The 18,910-nt window shown below is 61.4% G+C and carries 16 protein-coding genes; 6 read left to right on the forward strand and 10 right to left on the reverse strand.

Annotation, left to right across the window (positions count from 1 at the left end; all coding sequences use genetic code 11):
- Positions 1-34: 34 nt before the first annotated feature.
- Positions 35-844: a type I methionyl aminopeptidase gene (map, locus tag BW967_RS07660; protein WP_076484470.1), complete on the forward strand. Its 810-nt coding sequence runs from the start codon at positions 35-37 to the stop codon at positions 842-844.
- A 63-nt stretch (positions 845-907) separates the two neighbouring features.
- Here map and BW967_RS07665 read toward each other — a convergent pair whose 3' ends face one another.
- The 8 genes from BW967_RS07665 to BW967_RS07700 form a co-directional block, all read right to left on the reverse strand.
- Positions 908-2,128 (reverse strand): phenylacetate--CoA ligase family protein, encoded by a 1,221-nt coding sequence (locus tag BW967_RS07665; protein ID WP_076484471.1) that lies wholly within the window; start codon positions 2,126-2,128, stop codon positions 908-910.
- A 78-nt stretch (positions 2,129-2,206) separates the two neighbouring features.
- Positions 2,207-3,034 (reverse strand): ABC transporter ATP-binding protein, encoded by an 828-nt coding sequence (locus tag BW967_RS07670; protein WP_076484472.1) that lies wholly within the window; start codon positions 3,032-3,034, stop codon positions 2,207-2,209.
- A gap of 58 nt (positions 3,035-3,092) precedes the next feature.
- Positions 3,093-4,379: an ABC transporter substrate-binding protein gene (locus BW967_RS07675; protein ID WP_076484473.1), complete on the reverse strand. Its 1,287-nt coding sequence runs from the start codon at positions 4,377-4,379 to the stop codon at positions 3,093-3,095.
- A 64-nt stretch (positions 4,380-4,443) separates the two neighbouring features.
- Complete coding sequence (locus BW967_RS07680) at positions 4,444-5,520, reverse strand: branched-chain amino acid ABC transporter permease (protein WP_076484474.1); 1,077 nt, start codon at positions 5,518-5,520, stop codon at positions 4,444-4,446.
- A gap of 49 nt (positions 5,521-5,569) precedes the next feature.
- Complete coding sequence (locus BW967_RS07685; RefSeq protein WP_076484475.1) at positions 5,570-5,755, reverse strand: hypothetical protein; 186 nt, start codon at positions 5,753-5,755, stop codon at positions 5,570-5,572.
- A 165-nt stretch (positions 5,756-5,920) separates the two neighbouring features.
- Complete coding sequence (locus tag BW967_RS07690; protein ID WP_076484476.1) at positions 5,921-6,907, reverse strand: branched-chain amino acid ABC transporter permease; 987 nt, start codon at positions 6,905-6,907, stop codon at positions 5,921-5,923.
- Complete coding sequence (locus BW967_RS07695; protein ID WP_076484477.1) at positions 6,900-7,718, reverse strand: ABC transporter ATP-binding protein; 819 nt, start codon at positions 7,716-7,718, stop codon at positions 6,900-6,902. Before BW967_RS07695 ends, BW967_RS07690 begins: the two co-directional genes overlap by 8 nt.
- Complete coding sequence (locus BW967_RS07700) at positions 7,715-9,880, reverse strand: AMP-binding protein (RefSeq protein WP_076484478.1); 2,166 nt, start codon at positions 9,878-9,880, stop codon at positions 7,715-7,717. The genes BW967_RS07695 and BW967_RS07700 overlap by 4 nt, the downstream gene beginning before the upstream one ends.
- A 188-nt stretch (positions 9,881-10,068) precedes the next feature.
- Between BW967_RS07700 and BW967_RS07705 the strand changes: the two genes are divergently transcribed.
- From BW967_RS07705 to rnhA, 4 genes are all read left to right on the forward strand, one after another.
- The gene (locus tag BW967_RS07705) at positions 10,069-11,973 is read left to right on the forward strand and encodes a PAS-domain containing protein (RefSeq protein WP_076484479.1); all 1,905 of its coding nucleotides are present in this window, start codon (positions 10,069-10,071) and stop codon (positions 11,971-11,973) included.
- Entirely contained in the window at positions 11,970-12,689 is a 720-nt protein-coding gene (locus BW967_RS07710; RefSeq protein WP_076484480.1) for a response regulator transcription factor, read from the forward strand. The genes BW967_RS07705 and BW967_RS07710 overlap by 4 nt, the downstream gene beginning before the upstream one ends.
- Before the next feature lie 97 nt (positions 12,690-12,786).
- The gene (ispH, locus tag BW967_RS07715; RefSeq protein WP_076484540.1) at positions 12,787-13,737 is read left to right on the forward strand and encodes a 4-hydroxy-3-methylbut-2-enyl diphosphate reductase; all 951 of its coding nucleotides are present in this window, start codon (positions 12,787-12,789) and stop codon (positions 13,735-13,737) included.
- Positions 13,737-14,198, forward strand: a complete 462-nt coding sequence (rnhA, locus tag BW967_RS07720; RefSeq protein ID WP_076484481.1) for a ribonuclease HI — start codon at positions 13,737-13,739, stop codon at positions 14,196-14,198. The genes ispH and rnhA overlap by 1 nt, the downstream gene beginning before the upstream one ends.
- On the opposite strand, the gene BW967_RS07725 is transcribed toward rnhA, so the two are convergent.
- Both BW967_RS07725 and BW967_RS07730 read right to left on the reverse strand, forming a co-directional pair.
- Positions 14,195-14,911, reverse strand: coding sequence for an LrgB family protein (locus BW967_RS07725; protein WP_076484482.1), 717 nt, complete (start codon positions 14,909-14,911; stop codon positions 14,195-14,197). The two genes, rnhA and BW967_RS07725, sit on opposite strands and share 4 nt — an antisense overlap.
- Entirely contained in the window at positions 14,904-15,260 is a 357-nt protein-coding gene (locus BW967_RS07730; protein ID WP_076484483.1) for a CidA/LrgA family protein, read from the reverse strand. The genes BW967_RS07725 and BW967_RS07730 overlap by 8 nt, the downstream gene beginning before the upstream one ends.
- 185 nt (positions 15,261-15,445) lie before the next feature.
- On the opposite strand from BW967_RS07730, the gene smc reads away from it, so the two are divergent.
- Entirely contained in the window at positions 15,446-18,904 is a 3,459-nt protein-coding gene (gene smc, locus BW967_RS07735) for a chromosome segregation protein SMC (RefSeq protein WP_076484484.1), read from the forward strand.
- The last annotated feature ends 6 nt before the right edge of the window (positions 18,905-18,910 follow it).

Raw genomic sequence — 18,910 nt, forward strand, 5'->3', positions numbered from 1 at the left:
GACTATCTAGGGCCCACGAAGCAGGAGATGTGCAGTGACTGACGCCCAAGGACGCGTGACCAAAGACGGTATCCGGATTTACGATGTGGCGGAATATGAGGGGATGCAGGCGGCGGGCCATGTGGCGGCGCGCATCCTTGATGAAGTGGCGCCCTTGGTGGTGCCCGGCGCGACCACGGCCGTTCTGGATGATTTCGTGCGCAACCGGGTGGAAGAACTGGGCGCGACCTCGGCGACAATCGGCTATCGCGGCTATAAGCACGCGTCCTGCATTTCGGTGAACCATGTGGTGTGCCACGGCATTCCCGGCCCGAAAATCCTGAAAGACGGCGACATTCTCAACATTGACGTGACGGTGATTTTGGATGGCTGGTTTGGCGACACTTCGCGGATGTATGTGGCGGGCAACCTGTCGCGCAAAGCGGAACGCCTGATCCAAGTCACCCATGACGCGCTGATGATCGGCATTGAGCAAGTGAAGCCCGGCAATACCTTTGGCGATATTGGCTTTGCGATTCAGCGCTATGTCGAAGCGCAGCGGATGAGCGTGGTGCGTGATTTCTGTGGCCACGGCGTGGGCCGCGTGTTCCACGCCCCGCCGAACGTGCTGCACTATGGCCGCAAAGGTGCGGGCGCGGTGCTTGAAGAGGGCATGATCTTCACCATCGAGCCGATGGTGAATCTTGGTCGCCCCGAAACCAAAGTGCTATCGGATGATTGGACGGCGGTGACCCGCGATAAATCGCTGTCGGCCCAGTTTGAGCATTCGGTGGGCGTGACCGCCGACGGCGTGGAGATTTTCACCCTGTCTCCGGCGGATCGGTTCCACCCGACCTGGGGCTAAGATTGCGGGCTAAATTCGCCCCAAAGCGTTGAAAGTTAAACGGGCCGGGGCGATTGCTCCGGCTCAGTCGTATTTGCGCTGATCGTCGATCACCTTGCCATCATTGGGCAGGCTGCCCGGCGCGACAAGCTCGATCTTGCCCTTCAGCTTCAGCGCCTCAACCACGCCTGCTGCGTAACGCTCCGGCTCGCAGGTTTCGGTCTCAACCTGCACCGTCATCGCATCCATCTCGCCTTCGCGCGTGGCAATGACGCGGGCGCGTTTGACTTCTGGGTGGGCGGCGACAAAGGCGGCCACTTGTTCGGGGCGCACGAACATGCCCTTGATCTTGGTGGTTTGATCGGCGCGGCCCATCCAGCCTTTGATCCGCATATTGGTACGCCCGCAGGGCGAGACGCCAGGCAAAACCGCGCTCAAATCGCCGGTGGCAAAACGAATGAGCGGATAGCCTGGGTTGAGCGAGGTCACGACCACTTCGCCCACCTCTCCGGGTGCGACCGGGTCGCCTGTGCCGGGACGAACGATTTCAACAATCACGCCCTCATCGACAATCATCCCCTCCATCGCCGGGCTTTCATAGGCGATATTGCCCAGATCGGCGGTGGCATAGCATTGCAGGCAGGAAATGCCGCGCTCGGCATATTCTGCGCGCAGGCTGGGAAAGAGCGCGCCCCCCCCGACCGCCGCGCGGGTGATGGCCAACTGCTCGCCCATCTCGGCGGCTTTATCCAAGATCACCTTCAGATAGTCGGGCGTGCCCGCATAAACCGTGGTGCCCACATCAACCGCCGCGCGCACCTGTAACTCGGTCTGCCCGGTGCCTGCGGGCAACACCGCCGCACCCACGGCCCGCGCGCCGGATTCAAAGATCATCCCTGCGGGGGTGAGGTGATAGCCAAAGCAGTTTTGCACGATGTCGCCCTTGCCCACGCCCGCAGCATGCAAGAACCGCCCCATGCGCCACCAATCGGCGCTGGTGTCGCCGGGTTCGTAAATCGGACCGGGGCTCTGGAAGATATGCGCAAAGGCATGGGCGGGCTTGGTTGTCATGCCGCCAAAGGGTGCTGCCGATTTTTGCGCTGCGCCAAGGTCTGACTTGCGCAGCACGGGCAGGGTGGCGAGCGCCTCAAGGCTGGTGATCTGCGCCGCCTCAACTGCGCCCAGATGCGCTGCGAGACCGGGTGCCGTGAGCGCGCGCGAAACCGCTAACGGCAGCGCCTGCGCCAAGGCCGCCGCACGGGCATCAGCAGAGCGGGTTTCCAGATCGTCATAGTAACGGCTCATGGGGGGACCTTTCGCTGCGGTCAGGGGGTTTCTGCGCTGCAAAATGCTGCGCAGCAATTTAATGTATACAGAGGGTTATCAGGCCAGCCAGCGCTTGCGGCGGCGGTAGCTGCGCACGTCGCGGAAGCTTTTACGGCCATCATCGGACATGCCCAGATAGAACTCTTTCACATCCGGGTTTTCGCGCAATTGTTTGGCGGGGCCATCCATCACCACGCGACCACTTTCCAAGATATAGCCGTAATGTGCATAGCGCAGCGCGACGTTGGTGTTTTGCTCGGCCAACAGGAAGGTCACGCCTTCACCCTCGTTCACGGCTTTGACGATCTCAAAGATCTGTTCCACCAATTGCGGAGCAAGGCCCATTGAGGGTTCATCCAGCAAAATCGTTTCGGGCCGCGACATCAGCGCCCGGCCCATCGCCACCATCTGTTGCTCGCCGCCGGAAGTATAACCCGCTTGGGATTTGCGGCGCTCTTTCAGGCGGGGGAAATAGCTATAGACCATTTCGAGGTCTTTCATCACCTCGGCGCGGCCATCTGTGCGGGTATAGGCGCCCGTGAGCAGGTTTTCTTCGACCGTGAGGTGCTCAAAACAATGCCGCCCCTCCATCACCTGAATCACGCCTTTGCGCACCAGATCGGCGGGAGACATATCTTGCACCCGCTCGCCGCGGTAGACGATGGCGCCTTTCGTGACCTCGCCTCGTTCAGAGCGCAGAAGGTTCGAGATCGCCTTAAGGGTCGTTGTCTTGCCTGCGCCATTGCCGCCCAAAAGCGCGGTGATGCCACCTTTCGGCACCGATAGGCTGACGCCTTTCAGAACCAAGATCACGTGGTTGTAGATCACCTCGATATTGTTCACTTCCAAAAGCGTATCGGCTTCGGTCTTGGCGGCGTCGAGCATGGCAGTCTCCCTATGCGGAGCCCCCGGCCCGTAAGCCGGGGGCATTGGCGTGAGTGGCTTAGTTGCAGCGGGGCGTGATGCCCGATTCTGCCGCGAAGGCCGCCGAATCTTCGGCAATCAACGGGTCCAGAACGTCGGCGTCAGAGGTGATCCAGTCAGAGACCGCGCTCCATTTCTTGGTGCTCGAATCCCATTGCAAGATCATCGCCGAGCCGGGGCCGCCGTGGTCGGCGCAGGTGGCGTGGATTTCCTGCGCGAAGCCCGGCAGGCCCAGTTCCGTCAGGCGTTCTTGCGTGAGGTTAAGGTTTTCAAACCCTTCGCGCACCTCTTCCGGGGTCACCGCCGAATGGCCCGCCATTTCTTGCGCGGTGCGGATCGCTTCCGAGATGATCATCGCCGCATACATGCCGCGCGAGTAAAGCACGTTGCCAAGGTTATCGCCCGCGCCCGCCGCTTTGCCGGGGTCGAAGACATATTGCTTCAGGTCGGCATAGATCGGGAATTCGTCACCGACGCCGTGGAAGCTGATCGACTTATAGCCCATCGCTTTGTCGCCCGCGGGGCCAACGTCGTTTTCAGAACCCGACCACCAGACACCGATGAAGTTTTCCATCGGGAAGCGGATGTTGACGGCTTCTTGGATCGCGACTTGGTTCATCACGCCCCAGCCCCACATCAGCACGTAATCGGGCTTGTCGCGGCGGATTTGCAGCCACTGCGATTTTTGCTCTTGGCCCGGCGGGTCAACCGGCAGCAGGCTCAGTTCGAAACCGTGTTTCTTGGCCAGTTCCTCGAGCGTGCGGATCGGTTCTTTGCCATAGGCCGAGTTGTGATAGACGAGCGCGATTTTCTTGCCCGAAAGATCGCCGCCGCTTTGATCGAGCAGGTATTTCACCGCGACCGAAGCGCCATCCCAATAGTTGGCCGGGTAGTTGAAGACCCATTCAAACACAGAGCCATTCGCCGCCGAGGTGCGCCCGTAGCCGGGGGTGTAAAGCACATGGTGGTCAGCAGTGACTTTGGGGATCAGCTGGTAGGTGATCCCGGTCGAAAGCGGGTTATAGGCAAGCGCCGCTTGGCCCTTGGTGCCCTCATAGCATTCGACACCTTTTTCGGTGTTATAGGCGGTTTCGCATTCGGGCACCGCGACCATCTCGCCGCCAATGCCGCCATCGCGCTCATTAAGCAGCGTGAAGTAATCGGCAAAGCCATCGGCATAAGGGATGCCGTTGGCTGCATAAGACCCGGTGCGGTAGCTCAGGTTCGGCACCGTCAGATCCGCCAATGCGGGGGCCGCGGTGGCCACAAGGGCCGCAGCCGCGAGTGCAGCAAAGCTCTTTTTCATACGTTCTTCCTCCCAGTGACGTATTGTTCTTGTCAGCCGGTTGCCCGGGTCTTGCGCCGGCCCCTCAGTGCGGGAAGGGCCAGAGTCTCAGTTTTTCTTTGGCGATGCGCCACAGCTGGGCGAGCCCATGCGGTTCGACGATCAAGAAGATCACGATCAAGGCGCCAACGATCATCAGTTCCAGATGCGCGGCCACATCGGTGGGCCAGCCCAAGGCCCCCACAAGCACGTTCTTGAGGAATACCGGCAGAAGCACCAGAAATGCCGCCCCGGCAAAGGAGCCAAAGATCGAGCCCAAGCCGCCGATGATCACCATGAAGAGCACCAAGAACGACTTGTTGATGCCGAAGGATTCGCCCACTTCCGCCGCGCCAAGGTAGACGGAGAACAACAGCGCCCCGGCGATGCCGATGAAAAAGGATGAGACCGCAAAGGCTGTGACCTTGGCCGAAAGCGGGTTCACGCCAATGATCTCTGCGGCGATGTCCATGTCACGAATGGCCATCCATTTGCGCCCCACGGTGCCGCGTGTCAGGTTGCGCGCCATCAGGGCAACGAGCGTGAGGATCACAAGGCAAAACAGATATTTCGCGACGGCTGAGGTTTGCGCCCCGGTGATGTAGATGCCAAACATCGTGCGGTCCGGCGCGGTGATCTGGCCCGAGGCTGAGTAGTTGTAAAACCACGGCACTTTGTTGAAGAGCCAGACCAAGAAGAACTGCGCGGCAAGCGTCGCCACGGCCAGATAGAACCCCTTAATCCGCAGGCTCGGCAGACCAAAAAGCACGCCCACAAAGGCCGTCACGCCGCCCGCCAAAATGACATGGAAGAAGAACGGCACTTCGGGAAAGGTGGTCATCAGCTTGTAGACCGCATAGGCGCCCACCGCCATGAAACCGCCGGTGCCCAAGCTCACCTGTCCGGCATAGCCCACCAGAATGTTGAGCCCAATCGCCGCGATTGCATAGATCAGGAAGGGCACGAAGACCGCATTCGCCCAATAGTCATCAATGAAGAAGGGCACCACGGCATAGGCAACGATCAACGCTGCGAAATAGCCCATACGGTCCAGCCGGATCGGAAAGGTCTGACTGTCGGCCCGGTAGCTTGTCTTGAAATCACCTGCTTCGCGGTAAAACATCAGCCTCTCCCCCGTTTTGTGACACGGGGAAGGGCCGATGCGCTCCCCGTCAGCAGCCGCGCTTGATCCGCATCCAGGACCAGATCCCGGCTCCGGCGCCCATGGCGGCAAACATGATGTTGATGGTTCTTATCAGCGCCGGTTCTTCCGGCGGGGCGGCGAGGGCGATCCAACCAAATGTCAGGGCCGCCAGCCAGCCGATGGTGAAGGCGATGGAACAGGTTTTCAGCGTCATTGCGAAGAGGCCTCCCTACCTCTTGCGCAGCCACGATATGAGGCTGCGCGTGATGCAACCTTCCTTTCGTGCGCGCCGCCTCTCCCTGACGGGGCGCAGGTTTGACAGGATGTCGCAGCCCGGCCCAGCAATCAACTGGTTTTTCAACTTGCGCGTGCAGCATCGTCACACCCTCTCGATGATCTTCTCGCCGAACAGGCCCTGTGGCCGGAACACGAGGAAGATCAGCGCCAGCACATAGGCGAACCAGTTCTCGGTCGCGCCGCCAATCAGCGGGCCAATCCAGAACTCAAAAAGCTTCTCGCCCATGCCGATGATCAGCCCGCCCACAATGGCGCCCGGGATCGAGGTGAAGCCGCCGAGCATCAGCACCGGCAGTGCCTTGAGCGCAATGAGCGAAAGCGAGAATTGCACGCCCGATTTGGAGCCCCACATGATGCCTGCCACCAGCGCCACAAAGCCCGCGATGGACCACACCAAGATCCAGATGAAGCGCAGCGAAATGCCAACAGAAAGCGCGGCTTGGTGGTCATCGGCCACAGCACGCAGCGCGCGGCCCTGCTTGGAATATTGGCTGAAGATCGTCAGCGCGGTCACCAAAAGCACGGCGACAAGCGTGGCCACAAGATCGAGATTGTCGATAAAGAAGCCGTAGCCGAACAGGTCGCCCGTTACGGTTTCAATCGTTTCGTTGATCCCCTGCGGCAGGCCGACATCAAGCGTTTTGATATCGGCGCCCCACATCACATCGCCAAAGCCTTCAAGGAAATAGGCGAGCCCGATGGTGGCCATGAAAAGGATGATCGGCGCTTGGTTCACAAGGTGTTTGAGCACCAATTTCTCGATGATGATTGCCATGATCACCATCACCCCGGCCGTCAGCAAAATTGCCAAAAGCGCAGGCACTTGCCACGGGAAGCTTTCCAGATGGCCGCCGGTCATGGCGTTGATCAGATGCGCAAACGGCACTTGGCCTTTTTGAATGCCGACGAGCGTGAGCGCAGCGAAAAGAGCCAGCACCCCTTGGGCATAGTTGAACACGCCAGAAGATTTGTAGATCAGCACGAACCCAAGCGCGACGAGCGAATACATCACCCCGGTCATCAACCCATTCAGCGCCGTTTCGGTCGCGTAAAGCAGCTGGTCAGTCATGGGCCACCCCCAGATAGGCGTCGATCACGTCTTGGTTGTTGCGCACTTCATCGGGCGGGCCGTCGCCAATTTTGCGGCCGTAATCCATCACCACCACGCGGTCGGACAAATCCATCACCACGCCCATATCGTGTTCGATCAAAACTGTGGTGGTGCCAAACTCGTCGTTCACATCGAGAATAAAGCGGCACATGTCCTCTTTTTCTTCGACGTTCATGCCCGCCATCGGCTCGTCCAAAAGCAAGATCTTGGGTTCTGCGGCCAAGGCGCGGGCGAGTTCCACACGCTTCTTGAGGCCATAGGGCAGGCGGCCCACTGGCGTTTTCCGAATGTTCTGAATTTCAAGGAAGTCGATGATCTTTTCAACTTTTTCGCGGTGCTCATTTTCTTCCGCCGCTGCGCTGCCCCACCACATCGCTTGGCTGAGCAGGCCCGATTTCATCAGCGTCAGCCGCCCGGTCATGATGTTGTCGAGCACGGACATGCCGTCGAAAAGTGCAATGTTTTGGAAGGTGCGGGCAATGCCGAGCCTGGCCACCTGATAGGGGCGCATCGCGGGGCGTTTTTGGCCGTGAAACCAAACCTCGCCCTCGGTCGGCACATAAAAGCCAGAGATCACATTAAGCATCGAGCTTTTGCCCGCGCCGTTCGGGCCGATGATGGCGCGAATTTCGCCCTCGCGGATGTCAAAGGAGATGTCTTTGATCGCCACAACGCCGCCAAAGCGCAGGGTGATGTTTTTCAACTCCATCAACACGCCGCCGATCTGGCGACCATCGGGGGTGGTGTAGCCTTCGACCATATCCTTCATTCCGCAGCCTCCCGGTGAGCGTGCGCCTCGGGCGCAACGGTGGCGTCTTCAATCCGCAAAGTGGCTTTGATCGCCCCTTTGCGCCCGTCTTCGTAGGTGACCTCGGTCTCGGTGTAGATGCTGGTTGAGCCGTCATAGAGCGCGCCAATCAAATCGGCGAATTTCTCGGCAATCACGTTGCGGCGCACCTTACGGGTCCGGGTCATTTCGCCGTCATCGGCATCCAACTCTTTGTGCAGCACCAAGAAGCGGTGGATTTGGCAGCCCGACAGCATCGGGTCTTGGGCCACGCTCGCATTCACCTCGTTGATATGCTCGCGGATCATTTCATAGACGCGCGGATGCCCCGCCAATTCCTGATAGCTGGCATAGGCGATGTTGTTCCGCTCGGCCCAGTTTCCCACCGCCGTCAGGTCAATGTTGATAAAGGCGGTGCAGCGGTCACGGTCCGCGCCAAAGACCACGGCCTCAAGGATGTTGGGGTAGAACTTGAGCTTGTTTTCCACATATTTGGGCGCAAACAGCCGACCATCAGCCATTTTGCCCACGTCTTTGGCGCGGTCGATGATGCGCAGATGTCCGGTGCCTTCTTCAAAAAAGCCCGCGTCACCCGTCGCCACCCAGCCTTCGGCATCTTTGGTCGAGGCCGTGCTTTCTGGGTTGTTGTAATATTCCACAAAGGTGCCGGGGCTGCGGTAGAACACCTCGCCATTCTCGGCAATTTTTACCTCAACGCCGGGGCTTGGCACGCCCACCGTATCGGCGCGCACTTGCCCATCGGGTTGCTGGGTGATGAAGACAGAGGCTTCGGTCTGCCCGTAAAGCTGCTTTAGGTTGATGCCGAGCGAGCGGTAAAACTCAAAAATCTCCGGCCCGATCGCCTCGCCCGCGGTATAGGCCACGCGAATCCGGCTTAGCCCCAGCGTATTTTTCAGCGGCGCGTAAATCGTCACATCGCCGGTGCGATAGTTGAAGTAATCGCGCAAAGGTTGCGGGTAGATGTTGAGCAAAGGCCCTTTGGCTTTGAAATATTTGCGATGCTCCATCGGGTGGCGCAGCCGCACAATGGCGAGCCGCACCGCGTTTTCCACCATCGTTTCAAAGGCAAACCCGATCCCCATCGAGAAGCGATAGGCCCAACGGAAACGCCGCCGCAATGTGGGCTTGGAGCGTTTCACCCGATAGCGCGGCATCCCGAATTCTTCGCCGGTGCCTTTGGCATATTCCATGAAATGCTTGAACAGCCCGTGCTTGAGATCGCCCGCATCTTCCATGCGGATCATTACATTGGTCAGCATGGTTTCAAAAATGCGCGGCGGGGCAAAGAAATAGGTCGGCCCGATCTCGCGCAGGTCGGTCATCATCGTTTCGGGGCTTTCGGGGCAGTTGACGCAAAAGCCCGCCACCATCGCTTGGCCGATGGAGAAGATGAAATCGCCCACCCATGCCATCGGCAGATAGGCAAGCACATCTTCATCGGGGCCAAGGTGGTCAAAGGCGGCGGAGTTCTTCGCCGTTTCGATGATATTGCGGTTGGAAAGCACCACGCCTTTGGGCTTGCCGGTGGTACCAGAGGTGTAAAGCATCACGCAGGTGCTGTCGTAATTCAGCTCGGCCACGCGCTTTTCGATCTCGCCCTCATAGCGGAAATGGCCCGCTTTGCCCTCGGCGATAATGTCATCAAGCGCATTCATGCGGGAATGGTCGTATTTCCGCATCCCGCGCTTGTCGGTATACATAACGTGCTGAATGTGGTGGATGCGGTCTTCGACCTCGACGACCTTATCGACCTGTTCTTGATCGCCGCAAACCACGAACCGCGCGCCGCAATGCTCCAGCACATAGGCCATCTCTTCGGCCACGGCGTCTTGATAAAGCGGCACTGGCACCGCGCCACACATTTGCGCGGCCACCATGGCCCAGTAGTGCGCCGGGCGGTTGCGGCCGATGATGGCGATGTGATCGCCCCGTTCCACGCCAAGGCTCAAAAAGCCCATCGCCATGGCCCGGATTTCATCGGCCGCTTCCGCCCAAGTCCAGCTTTGCCAGATGCCGAATTCCTTTTCGCGGTAGGCCGGACGGGACCCGAACCTTTCGACGTTGCGCGCCAATAGCGCAGGAATCGACTGCGCGGATTGCTCCGCAGCACCATGATCTGCCATTTTTCCTCCCTCGCGCCGCTGAACCGGCGTCTGACCGGATGGCTCTCCCCTTCCATCCGGCATGGGGGGAGGTTCGGGGTTAAAGTTTTCGGGACTTTTGCCCAATCCTTACGAATTCTTACCGCGCGGCGGAGGGACTTTGCGCCGCGCTCGCAAGGTGCTAGCGATGGGGCGGGGAGGCGTGGGGTATGAGTGAGGATGCACGCGCAAGGCTGACACAAGCCGGGTTGAACCTAATTGGTCAGGCCTTGTCTATTTTTGACAATGATTTGCGGCTGGCGGTCTCTAACCGGCAGTATCAGGTGATGTTCGATTTGCCCGAACATCTGACGCGGCCGGGGACCACCTTTGCCGATACGATCCGTTGGCTTGCGGAACGTGGCGAATATGGCGAGGTGGATGATCTCGACACTTGGGTCGCGACGCGGGTGGAGCAGGCGCGAATCTTTGCGCCCCATTACATGGAACGCACCCGAGCCAATGGGCGCACCATCGCGGTGGAGGGCGCGCCCTTGGCCGAGGGCGGCTGGATCACCGTCTACACCGACATCACCGGGATTAAGCGGCAAGAAATGCTTTTGCGGGCCCGCTCCGAGGAACTCTCGGAGCAGGTCTTGGAAAATGCCGAACAACTCGCGGCGGCAAACCGCGAATTGGCGGCGACCAATGCCGCTTTGGAAGAGGCGCAGCATGAGTTGATGCAAACCGCCGCGCGGATTCGGCAGGTGACTGAAATGATGCCCGCGCATATCGCGCATATGGGGGCGGATTTCGTCTATACCTTTTCAAACCGGCGACTGAGCGCGGTGATGCCGGGTTCACTTGATAAGCCCGAGGGTTGCCCGGCAGAGGAGGTTTTGGGGGGCGAAACTTTCCGCCGTATTTTGCCCGGCTTTACCAAGGCTTTGGCGGGTGAGGCGAATGTGCTGGAGATCACGCATGACCCGTCTGGGCGGCGCATCCGCATTGCGCTGACGCCCGACCGGGATGCTGCGGGCGCGGTTTGCGGGGTCTATATTCTTTCGACCGATGTGACCGAGGAAACGCAGGCGCGCGCGGCGCTTGCGCAAAGTGCCAAGCGCGAATTGGCGGCACAAATCACCTCGGGCATGGCACATGATTTTGCCAATTTGCTGACCATTATCTTGGGGCTGCAAGGGCGGCTTTTGCGCACCAAGGGCATGCCGTCTGAGGCTTTGGGCGCGGTGCGGGCCACGCTGTCTGCCGCGCGCCGGGGGGGCACACTTTTGGACCGGATCGCCGCAATTTCCGGCAAACGCGCGCTACGCCCGCAAGCGGTGAACCTGCCCGCGTTGGTGGCCGATCTGGTGGCGATGGCGGCCCCGACTTTGGGTGACCGGGTCGCGATTTCTCTGGATGTCGACGGGCTTGCCGCACCGATCTTGCTCGACCCCGGCCCGTTACAAGACAGCTTGCTGAACCTGCTTTTAAACGCACGCGATGCGATGGGGCCACGGGGCGGCGCGATCCGCATTGCTGCGCATCCGGTGCAAGATACTTGGATCGAGCTTTCCGTCACCGATACCGGGCCGGGGTTTAGCCCCGAGGCGCTGACCCGCGCGCTCGACCCGTTCTTCACCACCAAAGGGGGGGAGGGGTCTGGGCTCGGTCTCTCGATGGTCTATGACCAGACGAAATTGGCGGGCGGCACCGTGCGAGTGGAAAATTGCGAACCCGGTGCTTGCGTGACCTTGCGGCTGCCGTTGCGCCCGGTGGAAACGGCGCTGGCGCCGACGCTCGTTCTATTGGTTGAAGATGATGCCGATATCCGCACCTCGGTGCGCGAGATGCTGCGCGAATTGGGGCACACGGTGTTAGAGGCCGCGAGCGCGCCCGAGGCCGAGGCGCTGAGCAGCTTGCCCGAAATTGGCATGGTCCTTTCAGATATTCAGCTGCCCGGAGAAGAAACCGGGGTCGATCTGGCGCATCGGCTTGGGGATCGTATTCCGGTCGCGCTGATGACCTCGCTCCCGCCGGGGGATCGTCTGCGTGCCGCCGCGCCGTGCCCGGTGCTGCAAAAACCCTTTGTTGCGGCAGAGCTTGCCGCGCTCATCGCTGGAGTGCGCCAATGAATGCCCCCAACACGAACGCCCCGCATGTTGCGATTTTGGATGATGAGCCGGAAATCCGCCGAATGCTGGTGGATGCGCTCGAAGAATCGGGGTTTCGCACCACCGCCTATGGTCGCGCGACCGAATTTGAAGCGGGGCTAAAGCGCGCCCAGCCTGATGTCTGCTTGGTCGACCTTGGTCTGCCAGATCGGGACGGGCTCGCGCTGGTGCATCGGCTCGCGCTCGAATCGGGCGCGGCGATCATCATCATTTCCGGGCGCGCACAGGTGCAGGACCGGGTGACGGGGCTCGAACTGGGGGCCGATGACTACATCATCAAACCCTTCGACCCCGCCGAGGTGGTCGCCCGGATCCGTGCACGTCTGCGCAAACCGCGGCCCGATGCCGCGGCCCCGGCGCAAGTGGCTTATTTTGCGGGCTGGAAAGCCTCGTTTGAGCGGTATGTGCTGATCAATGCCGAGGGCGTTGAAACCCCCTTTTCCCATGCGGAAGGGGAGGTGTTGCGTCTGTTCCTTGAAAGCCCGAACCGGCTGATTTCGCGCGCGCAGATGCAAGAAACCTTGGGGGGCGCGGCGGGCGAAAGCTTTGACCGGGCGATGGATGTGCGCATTTCGCGGTTGCGCACAAAACTGTGCGAAGACCCCAAAAATCCCCGGTTGATCAAAACAATCTACGGCGCGGGCTATATTTTCTTGGGCGATGTGCGGTGGGAATAGCCTGCGAACTGGCCCCGCGCCCAATGGACGCCGCGACAGGGGCGCACTTTACGCCGCGGCCTTGGGCGATTAACTCTTGGGGGCAAAGACGGAGCGCATCATGAAACCTGCCCTTACCCTTTACCTCGCCGCCCCGCGCGGCTTCTGCGCGGGCGTGGACCGGGCCGTGAAAATTGTCGAGATGTCGCTCGAGAAATGGGGCGCGCCGGTCTATGTGCGCCACGAGATCGTGCACAACAAATACGTCGTCGATACTTTGCGCGACAAAGGCGCTGTTTTCGTTGAGGAACTTGACGAATGCCCGGTGGATCGCCCGGTGATCTTTTCCGCCCATGGCGTGCCGAAATCGGTGCCCGCCGAGGCCGAGCGGCGCAATATGATTTATGTCGATGCGACCTGCCCGCTGGTGAGCAAGGTCCATCTTGAGGCCGAACGCCATGCCGAGGAAGGTCTTCAGATCATCATGATTGGCCACACGGGCCACCCGGAGGTGATCGGCACGATGGGGCAATTGCCCGAAGGCGAAGTGCTTTTGGTGGAAACCGCTGCCGATGTTGCAACGCTGGAAGTGCGCGACCCGGAGAAAATCGCCTGGATCACCCAAACCACGCTGTCTGTCGATGACACGGCTGAGGTTGTCGCCGCGCTCAAGGCGCGTTTCCCGACCCTTGTCGGCCCCGGCAAAGACGACATCTGCTACGCCACCACCAACCGCCAAGCGGCGGTGAAGGCCGTTGCGCCGCAGGTCGAGGCGCTTTTGGTGATTGGTGCGCCGAATTCGTCAAACTCCAAGCGCTTGGTCGAAGTGGGCCGCAACGCGGGTTGCGCCGTTTCGCACCTGATCGAACGCGCCACCGATATTCCGTGGGAGGCGCTTGAGGGGCTTGAAAAGGTCGGCTTGACCGCCGGGGCCTCTGCCCCCGATGCGCTGATCGAAGAAGTTCTGAACGCGTTCAAAGATCATTTTGATCTGACGGTGGAAACCGTTGAAACCGCGAAAGAGCGCATCGAATTCAAGACCCCGCGGATCTTCCGCCACGACGCCTAATGCCAGACCTTTTTGCTTGGACGGACGGCGCCTGCTCGGGTAATCCGGGGCCGGGGGGCTGGGGCGTTTTGATGCGCGCCATGGATGGCGAAACCGTGGTGAAAGAGCGTGAGCTTTCGGGCGGCGAGCCTGACACCACCAACAACCGCATGGAGTTGATGGCGGCGATTTCCGCGCTTGAGGCGCTGACGCGTGCAACTGCGATCACCATCACGACAGACTCGGCTTACGTGAAAAACGGCGTGCAAAGCTGGATTCACGGCTGGAAGCGGAACGGCTGGCGCACCGCTGACAAAAAGCCGGTGAAAAACGTGGACCTGTGGCAGCGGTTGGACGCGGCGCAAGCGCGCCACGAGGTGACGTGGAAATGGATCAAGGGCCATGCGGGCCATGCCGAAAACGAACGCGCCGATGAATTGGCGCGCGCGGGCATGGCCCCTTACAAGCCGCCAAAATCCTAAAGGAACAGGTGCAGCACCAAGGGCGCCATGAATGCGGTCAGGACCGCGTTCAGCCCCATGCCGATCGAGGCAAAGGCCCCCGCCGTGTCATGCACCTGAAAGGCGCGTGCAGTGCCAATGCCATGCGCGGCGACCCCGGTTGCAAAGCCACGCGCGCGCCAGTCTCTCAGGCCAAGCGCGTTGAGCATGGGCGTCACGAACACGGCGCCAATCATCCCGGTGAGCAGCACCAAAACCGCCGTAAGCGTGGGTTGGCCACCCAAGGCCTCGGAAATGCCAATGGCCACCGGGGCGGTTGCGGATTTTGGCGCAAGCGATGCCAGCAGCATGTCATCGGCGCCCAAAAGCTTGGCGATGGCAAGTGCGGAGGCCACAGCCGTAAACGACCCGGCCACCAAGGCGACAAGGATGGGCACCAAGGCTTTGCGAATGGCTTTTAGGTTTGCTTGCAGTGGGATCGCCAAGCAGACCGTTGCCGGGCCAAGCATGAAGTGAACGAATTGCGCCCCTTCAAAGTAATCCGCGTAAGCGGTGCCGGTCGAAATCAGCAAGGTCGCCAGCAAGATCACCGCAATGACCACTGGGTTTGCCAAAGGGTTGCGGCGAGACAACTGAAAAAGGCGGTCGCCCGCCCAATAGGCCAGCAAGGTGGCGGTGAGCCACAAAAGCGGTTGCGACGTCAGATAAGACCAGATCAGCGCGGCATCAGTCATCGGACACGCTCCCCACCAGTTTGGCAGCCAAGCTGAAGGCGATGGCCCCCACCACGATGGCCAGAAGCGTCGAGACCACCAGCGCGATTGCCAGTGCCGGTCCATGCGCCATCAGCGTGGGCATATGTGCCACCACGCCAACGCCCGCGGGCACGAACAAAAGCGACAGATGCGCCAAAAGTCCCTGCGCCACCGGGCGGATCAAATCGCGCAGCTTCTCGCTGGCCGAGATTGCGACCACCATGCCGAGCATCCCGAGCACCGGGCCCGGCAGCGGCAGGTGCAACCCGCGCGAGATCACTTCACCCACGAGTTGAAAGACAAATATGATCGATAAAGCAGGAACCATGGCGCATCTCCGTCTTTTGGACGCAAACAGCTACAGGCTTCCGCAGGGGAAGCACAAGATAGCGCTATCTTGTGGATAAGGGGCGCGTCTTCCGGGTCACGGTCCTATTCAACGGGAGGTGGCGTTGACAGGGCCTGCGCCAACCCCGAAACTGCGCGCCCTGCGACCCGGAATCGGACCCTATCTTGCGTTTCTCTCGTCTGCGCCTGAACGGCTTCAAAAGCTTTGTCGACCCCACCGACCTTGTCATCCATGACGGGCTGACGGGGGTTGTCGGGCCAAATGGCTGCGGCAAGTCGAACTTGCTTGAGGCGCTGCGTTGGGTGATGGGCGAAAACCGTCCCAGCGCGATGCGTGGCGGCGGTATGGAAGATGTGATCTTTGCGGGGGCCGCCACCCGCCCCGCGCGCCATTTCGCGGAAGTGTCGCTCTCGATTGATAACAGCGAGCGGCTTGCGCCTTCGGGGTTCAACGACAGCGACACGCTTGAGATCGTGCGCCGCATCACCCGCGATGCGGGCTCGGCCTACAAGGTCAACACCAAGGATGTCCGCGCGCGCGATGTGCAGATGCTGTTTGCCGATGCTTCGACGGGCGCGCATAGCCCGGCACTGGTGCGGCAAGGCCAAATCTCTGAACTGATCAACGCCAAGCCCAAGGCGCGGCGGCGGATTTTGGAAGAGGCAGCGGGGATCTCGGGCCTGTATCAGCGCCGCCATGAGGCAGAGTTGAAGCTCAACGGGGCCGAGCAAAACCTTGCCCGCGTCGATGATGTGCTTGAACAATTGGGCACCCAATTGGCAGCACTTGCTCGCCAAGCGCGCCAAGCCGCGCGCTATCGGGCGATTGGCGAGGAACTACGCCGCGCCGAAGGTTCGCTTTTGTATCGCCGTTGGCGCGAGGCGGATTTGGCGCGGCTCGAGGCCGAGGATTTGGTGCGCAATGCGCTGATGGCGGCCTCAAAGGCGGAACTTGCCGCGCGCGCCGCCGCCAAGGCGCGGGCCGAAAAAGAGGAAGCGCTGCCGCCCCTGCGCGAGGAAGAGGCCGTCGCGGGGGCTATTTTGCAACGGCTCAGCCTGCAACGCGATGCGCTGAGCGATGCCGAGGCGCAAGCCCAAGCGCGGATTGAGAGCTTGAAGGGTCGCATCGCCCAGCTTGATCGCGATATGGAACGCGAAAGCGGGCTCAATCGCGATGCAGGCGAAACCATCGCCCGACTTGAGTGGGAATTGGGCCAGTTGGCCAAAGCCGCCGAAGGGCATGAAGATAAGCTGGAAGCCGCCGCCGAAGCCTCGGCCGAGGCAGCGGCGGTCTTGGCCGAGCGCGAAGCGCAGTTGAGCGAGCAGACGGAAGATGTGGCCCGGCTCGCGGCTCGCCATGGGTCGGCGCAGCGGCTGGTGAGTGATGGCCGCGCCACGGTGGCAAAAGCGGAGGCCGAGGCCGAACGGGCAGAGGCTGCCGGGGAAGAGGCGGAAGCGGCGCTGGCGCGCGCCGAAGAGGTGTTTGAGGCCGCGCAATCCGCGCAAGAGGAAGCGCAAGATCAAGCCGAAGCCGCGGAAGAGGCGCTGGCCGCCGCCGATGAAGCCCGCACCGAGGTGCAAGCGCGCGAAAGTGCAGCGCGGGCGGCTTGGTCCGAGGCGGAAGGCGAGGCTGGGGCGCTGCGGGCTGAGGTCGCCGCGCTCGCGCGTTTGGTGGAACGCGAGGCTGCAACCGGGCATCAGCTTTTGGACCGGGTAAAGGTCAAAAGCGGTTATGAGGCCGCGCTGGGCGCGGCCTTGGCCGATGATCTGCGCGCCCCCGAGGTTGAAGCAGCCGCGCGTTCCGGCTGGGCCGTGTTGCCGGATTACGCCACTTTGCAGCTTTTGCCCGCGGGCGTGGAGCCGCTGTCACGCCATGTGGAGGTGCCCGCGGTTTTGGCGCGCCGGATCGCGCAAATTGGCTTGGTTGCCGATGCCGCCGAGGGGGCGCGGCTGCAAGAGAAGCTAGCTCCCGGTCAGCGGCTTGTGTCGATGGCGGGGGATTTGTGGCGTTGGGATGGGTTCCGCGCCGGGGCGGAAGATGCGCCCACCGCCGCGGCTTTGCGCTTGCGCCAACTCAACCGTTTGGTGGAACTCAAGCGCGATCTTGAAGAGGTGGCGGCCAAAGCCGAAGGCGCGCGCCAAGCGCATGAGATGCTGGCCCGCGCTTTGGCAGATGCCTCAGCGGCGGACGCCCGTGCGCGTGAGGCACGCCGCACGGCCGATACGCGACTGGCCGAGGCAGGCCGGGCTTTGAGCCGGGCCGAGGCGGATCGCTCGATCCTTGGCGGCAAGCTGGAGGCCGCGCGCTTGGCGGCGAAACGCTACAGTGATGAGGCGGGCACCGCGCGGCTCGCACTGGCCGAGGCCGAGGCGCAATTGGCCGCGCTGCCCGACCTAGATGCCGCGCGGGGCGCGGTGGAGGCGATCAAGCTCACCGTCGAAGCCGCGCGGGTGACGATGATGACCCGTCGCTCGGCCCATGATGAAATCCGCCGTGAGGGCGAGGCGCGCTTGCGCCGCCGCCAAGAGGTGACAAAAGAAATCTCGGGCTGGAAGCATCGTCTCGAAACGGCTGAGAAACGCTCTGCCGAACTGGCCGCGCGGCGCGAAGAAGCGGTGGGCGAACTTGAAGACGCCGCCGAAGTGCCCGAGGAACTCGCCGCGAAACGCGAGGAATTAAACGACGCGATCGACGCGGCAGAGGAACGCCGCGCCACTGCCGCCGATCGTTTGGCCGAGGCCGAAACCGCCGCGCGCGATGCCCAGATGGCCGAGCGCGATGCCGAGCGCTTGGCGGGCGAGGCGCGTGAAGCCAAGGCCCGTGCCGAAGCGCGCCTTGATGGCGCGCGCGAAACGCTTGCCCATGCCGCCGAGCGGATCACCGAGGCGACCGACCTGACCCCGCAAGCGCTTTTGGACACGCTTGAAACCGACCCGGAACAGATGCCTTCGTCTGAGCATTTGGAAACTGAGGTCGCACGGCTGAAGCGCGCGCGCGAGGCCTTGGGCGCGGTCAACCTGCGCGCCGAAGAAGATGCCCGCGAGGTGCAGGAAGAACATGATACGCTTGCCAAGGAAAAGACCGATCTGGAAGAGGCGATCCGCAAGCTGCGCTCGGGCATTTCGGGGCTGAACCGCGAGGGGCGTGAACGGCTTCTGACCGCCTTTGAGCAGGTCAATGAAAGTTTCCGCACGCTTTTTACCCATCTGTTTGGGGGTGGCGCGGCGAGCTTGCAGCTGGTGGAAAGCGATGACCCGCTCGAAGCCGGGCTAGAGATCATGTGCCAGCCGCCGGGCAAGAAACTCTCGACGCTGAGCCTGTTATCGGGGGGCGAGCAAACACTGACCGCGATGGCGCTGATCTTTGCGGTGTTCTTGGCGAATCCCGCGCCGATCTGCGTGCTTGATGAGGTCGACGCACCATTGGACGACGCGAACGTTACACGTTTTTGTGACCTGCTTGATGAGATGACCCGGCGCACAGATACGCGGTTTTTGATCATCACGCACCACGCGGTCACGATGAGCCGGATGGACCGTCTTTTCGGTGTTACCATGCAAGAGCAAGGTGTGAGCCAACTTGTTTCGGTCGATCTCAAGCGCGCCGAGCAACTGGTCGCTTGATCTGGC

The sequence above is a fragment of the Rhodobacter aestuarii genome, from assembly GCF_900156655.1.
Lineage (GTDB): Bacteria > Pseudomonadota > Alphaproteobacteria > Rhodobacterales > Rhodobacteraceae > Rhodobacter > Rhodobacter aestuarii.